This window comes from Fulvivirga kasyanovii, from assembly GCF_009711405.1.
In the GTDB taxonomy this organism is placed as follows: Bacteria; Bacteroidota; Bacteroidia; order Cytophagales; family Cyclobacteriaceae; genus Fulvivirga; species Fulvivirga kasyanovii.
In genome coordinates this window covers 12,849-17,419 of the sequence record NZ_SMLW01000543.1, presented here as the reverse complement: position 1 = coordinate 17,419, position 4,571 = coordinate 12,849, and the positions used below count along the sequence as shown (strand labels likewise).

At 37.3% G+C, this 4,571-nt stretch carries 5 protein-coding genes; all 5 read right to left on the bottom strand.

The genetic code is table 11. The features are described 5' to 3' along the window. Positions 1-389: 389 nt before the first annotated feature. Positions 390-1,280 (bottom strand): CPBP family intramembrane glutamic endopeptidase, encoded by an 891-nt coding sequence (locus tag E1163_RS12820; protein WP_155172316.1) that lies wholly within the window; start codon positions 1,278-1,280, stop codon positions 390-392. Between the two features lie 248 nt (positions 1,281-1,528). Next, positions 1,529-3,016, bottom strand: a complete 1,488-nt coding sequence (locus E1163_RS12815) for a serine hydrolase (protein WP_155172313.1) — start codon at positions 3,014-3,016, stop codon at positions 1,529-1,531. A gap of 94 nt (positions 3,017-3,110) precedes the next feature. Further along, positions 3,111-3,488 carry a hypothetical protein gene (locus E1163_RS12810; protein WP_155172310.1) on the bottom strand — a complete coding sequence of 126 codons (378 nt, stop codon included), beginning with the start codon at positions 3,486-3,488 and terminating at the stop codon, positions 3,111-3,113. A gap of 63 nt (positions 3,489-3,551) precedes the next feature. Next, entirely contained in the window at positions 3,552-3,998 is a 447-nt protein-coding gene (locus tag E1163_RS12805; RefSeq protein ID WP_155172307.1) for a hypothetical protein, read from the bottom strand. Beyond that, positions 3,995-4,571, bottom strand: a 577-nt coding sequence (locus E1163_RS12800; protein ID WP_155172319.1) for an RNA polymerase sigma factor, incomplete at its 5' end; no start/stop codon positions are given. The genes E1163_RS12800 and E1163_RS12805, both read right to left, overlap by 4 nt.

Sequence of the window (4,571 nt, the reverse complement as noted above, 5' to 3'; positions counted from 1 at the left end):
TAATGTACCACACCTTTTATCCTTTTTTTTCATCATTAGATTGATATAGGATCCTAGAATTCTAATGCCTTGATTCTTGGCTATCCGAGATTTGGAATTCAACATAATACGTTCCCTCAAGTTGATCAAAATGGTATATCTCTGGTAGCATAATGAAGTATAACTCCAGGCCAGCGCAAATGCCTCCCGGAGTAAATTGAAGCACAAGCTAACGAATTCTGTACTTTGTGCCAAGTTGTACTTGAAGCCTTACCAGAAAGGCTTTTGTTATGGGCTAAGAACAAAAAAGGCTTGAAAGTTTTTTTTGAAAAGTTGGCATGTGCAGTGGTGAGCTGGTAAAGTCGTTTCAATAAATAAAGCAAAAGCGGATCCTTACGCTAAATTATCAACTAATAACCACCATGCTCTTCATAGCTGATTGTTGGGTTCTTTACACTCACCGGTCTTCTTATAATTTTACCTTCTTTCTTTGCAAGAATGTACAGGATAACCCCGATAAGCAACAAAAACACTGCTGTAAAAATTGACCCTTCCACCCCTACCGCACCTCCTGTATATATCTCAGGCCCATTCAATTCAGATTGAATTATCCTACCCATGTCATCCAGACCGGTAAGGTTAGAACCATAAAAAGGTTGGGCAAAATTCCATCCCAAATGAAAGAAAAAAGGGAGCCAAATTCTCTTGGTGTACACAAAGAGCATAGCCAGTGTGAACCCCCAGACCAAAATGAAAAAGACACTAAACAGGTTGGCATTGGGATTAAACAAATGGTCTGTTTCGAATAGCATTCCAATGATTAAGGCTATGTTAGTGCCCAACCAATTTTCACTTTCCCGCACTATTATACCTCTGACAAAAAGGTCCTCTATTAGTGCTGCTACCATTAATAGTCCGAACAGTTTTAATGAATAGTGTGCTGTTGAAATGCTGATAAACTGGTAATAGCCTAAGAAATATAAGATGGAAATGGTCAATGAAATGGTCAAGAACCCTAAAGCAAAACCTCCAAGCATTTCTTTGGGCAGGTGTTTTATAGACAGTTCTGTGATTTTCCTCTTGTCATACAAACGGAACAAACAGTAGTAGCTAAGAAGTAAAACGACAACAGAAAATAAATGGATAATGGGGTCAGCAATATTCTTATCCTGAATTATGCTATAAAAAAGTGGCTTTGATACAAAGTTTTGAAATCCGACAAATAGTGAAAAGCAGACAGCAATTCCTATTATCATTTTCGTAATAGGGAAAAACAGCACTCTCTTTATTATTGCTTTCATGGAGTTACTTTGACAGAAGTTAAGATTTTTCAGGCTTTGACGCTCAATGTCTATGAGGGGTTACAATTTGTATAGTCAGGGTAAGTTGTTGAGCATGACCAAATCAACAGATATCAGATAACTAATGGGTAATCTGTTTGATTAAAAAAGCCGATCATCTCTCGATAATCGGCTTTTTAAAGTATAATACCAGCCTTTTACAAGTAGCTCTATTATTTTATGGAGATGGTGCCTATCAGCCCCGGTTTTTATTCTCCTTGCCCTAAATCAGTAAGTGCCTGGCTCGAGGACTCACACCAATGGCAGTTTTCTTCAGGCCTTAATTCCAATGCCTTTTTGTAGCTTTTTATAGCCTCTTCCTTTTGATCGTTTGCCAGATAACCTTCTCCTAACGAGTCCCAAAGATTTCCTTCATTAGGGAAGAGTTCTGTGTTTAACTTAAATAATGCTACAGCTAATTCAGCATTTTTCTTTGTCTCAAGGATGTTGTACCCAAGGATGTTCAGATTTTCCGGGTTCTTGAGATACGATTTATACTGTTTTTTAATCTTGGCAGCAAGCTGATCAATCTGATGTGAATCATGGTTGTCTAAATTGTCAATGACTAGATTATATAGATCCTTTTTAATTGCTTCCGGCTGGAAATCCTTATCGAATATCATCTTTTCGATAGGCCAGGCAACTTCTGCTTCTCTACTACCTGCATTGGTAAATAATATAATGACAACATCTTCTTCGGGTAACCATATGAAGTCATGAAAGAATATAGCATTTCCACCATTATGACTGATGATTTTTGTGTTTCTGTCGGAGTTATAAATTGCCCACCCGTAGGCATAGTAGCTGGATTGCCCTTTGTACTCGGGTATGTAAGGCGTGGTGAGTTTTTTAAATAGCTCTTTAGGTAAGATGATATCATTTTTTAAGGCTTCATACCATTTGTACATGTCTTCAATGGTCGAATGAATGCCTCCATTACCTTTCAAAGCCCATGTTACCTTCCCCATTTTTTCAAAGCGCTCAAGCATGGTACCTACATGGGTTATATTTCGATAATACCCTGAAGCCACACTATCTTCATTCCATTGAGGGATGAAGTATCCGGTGTGACTCATTCTGGCTGGTTTGAATAAATGCTCATTTAAAAAACGTTCATAGTCCTGCCCAGATACTATTTCTATGATTCTGGCCAGAATACTGTAGCCCGAATTCGAGTATGCGTATTTTGAACCAGGCTCATGAAGCAGTTTAGTAGCAAACAAAGTAGAAAAGAATCTATCAGTGGGAATGTCATCAAAATCCCCATCACCGATCACATCGACTAATCCTGCCGTGTGGGATAATAACTGGTGTATCGTTATATCCTTTTTATCGTCAGGCAGGTTGTTGAAAAATTTGTTGATTGAATCTGTAACTTCTAGTTTATTGAACTCAACCAATTTTAATATAGCCGTAGCTGTGAATTGTTTAGTGACAGAGCCTATGGTGGAAACAGTTGTTGTAGTATAAGGAATGTTTTTTTCCTTGATGGCCATGCCATAGCCTTTGTTAATTATGATATTACCTTTTTGGGCAACCAGTACCGCTCCGGAAAATCCATTTTCTACCCCTGCGCTTAAGTAGTTGTCAATTCTGTTTTTAAGGGCTATTTGATCTTCATATTGTTGTGCCTTTAAATGATTAGAGCTAAACAAAAATTGTATTGCAAAGCATGTTGCTATTAGTGTATTTTTCATAATATTCTGTTTTTGTTGTTTAGAAATGGGCGTACTTGTCCTGGACTCCACCTTGAAGAAGCCTGTAAAACTTATATTGATTTACGGGTTTGGGCTACTTGTCGAAACGCCTTAGGTATATGGAATAAGCTAGAAACCCTAGCGCAATGCTTGTCACCATTATCGCGATGGAATGTAAGCCTAAGGGCAGGTATTGATTGGCTACAAATAACCCTGCTCCTGTGCTAATTAAAATAGCGAACCACTTGATACTGTTATGTTTTTCACTGTTCGACTCTGTTTGTAAGATAGAAGCAGCCAGCTCTTTAGGGATTTCTTTATCGATAATTCTGTTTTTCAATTTATGATCTAGCATGCTTCTTAAAATTTTCATAATAAACCGCATGACTAAAACTATAATGAAAATAACGACAATTGCTTTATAGACGTCAGGGTCGATGCTTGATAATTGATTTAAAAATATAGTCTTCATATGGATCATTTTTGGATTATGCTGGATTAGACCGGCCACTTAAATAAATGTTGCAAAAGTCAACTAATAGTTCAACATGTTTATTTTTTTGTTGTATGACCTTAACATATCTGCTGTAATACCGAAAGAAATCAAAAGAGCAACGCTTACGACCAGCGTTAGAGAGATCCCTGAATAACTTTTGAATAAATCAATCAAAACTCCTGCGCTGTAAAACAAGCATGAAATAATCACTACTAGCCCCAGGGCAATAAGAGAGTAAATAAAATAATTGAGTATACTTCTTTTGCCCGCAGTGGTTTCCAGTTGTGTCAACACTCGATTAGACAAGTCAAATGCTAACTGTGGCTCTGGTAAGTCTTGAATTGAGTTGGATAAGGCTAAATAGCTTTCCACCCTCTTTTTACATAAACTGCAGGACGACATATGTTCGATTACATCAGTTTTACATTCTAATGAGTCAAACGCGTATCGTTGAATTTCATGATCACTCAAATGTTCTGCTTTCATAAGTCTTCAATGTTATAGTTGAGTAATAGGCTTTCTCTCAGTTGTTTTCTAGCACGATATAGATAGTTCTTTAAAGTTCCCTCCGGAAGATTGGTGATCTCACCGATCTCCCGGTAACTCATTTCTTCATTGTGATATAATGTGATAATGGTTTTATACAAGGGTGGAAGCTTTTCTATTTCTGATGCCAGTACTTGTCCACTCTCTTTTTTGAATATGTAGGATTCAATCGGGCTGTAGTCACTGCCAAGTGCCTTACTTTCCAGCATGTCCCATGATTCTGCTCCCTCTTTATTCGTCACATCAAGAATGGGTATTTTTTTCTTTTCTAAAAATTTCAGACAAGTGTTGTAAGTGATAGTGCCAACCCAGGTAGAGAGCTTCGAATTAAACTTAAAGCTCGCAAGTTTATCAAATACCTTCAAATAGACTTCTTGAGCCAAATCCTCTCTGTCTTCCTGAGTTTTAATCATTTTATAAATGATTTGAATGACGAGTCCTTGAGTATTCGTAATTATCGTCTTAAAGGCAGTAGAATTTCCTTCTAATACCTCTTTTACTAGTTTTCTATCG

Coding starts and splice junctions, on each gene's coding strand:
- E1163_RS12820 (WP_155172316.1), bottom strand. CDS start 1,280: ATGAAAGCAATAATAAAGAGAGTGCTGTTTTTCCCTATTACGAAAATG.
- E1163_RS12815 (WP_155172313.1), bottom strand. CDS start 3,016: ATGAAAAATACACTAATAGCAACATGCTTTGCAATACAATTTTTGTTT.
- E1163_RS12810 (WP_155172310.1), bottom strand. CDS start 3,488: ATGAAGACTATATTTTTAAATCAATTATCAAGCATCGACCCTGACGTC.
- E1163_RS12805 (WP_155172307.1), bottom strand. CDS start 3,998: ATGAAAGCAGAACATTTGAGTGATCATGAAATTCAACGATACGCGTTT.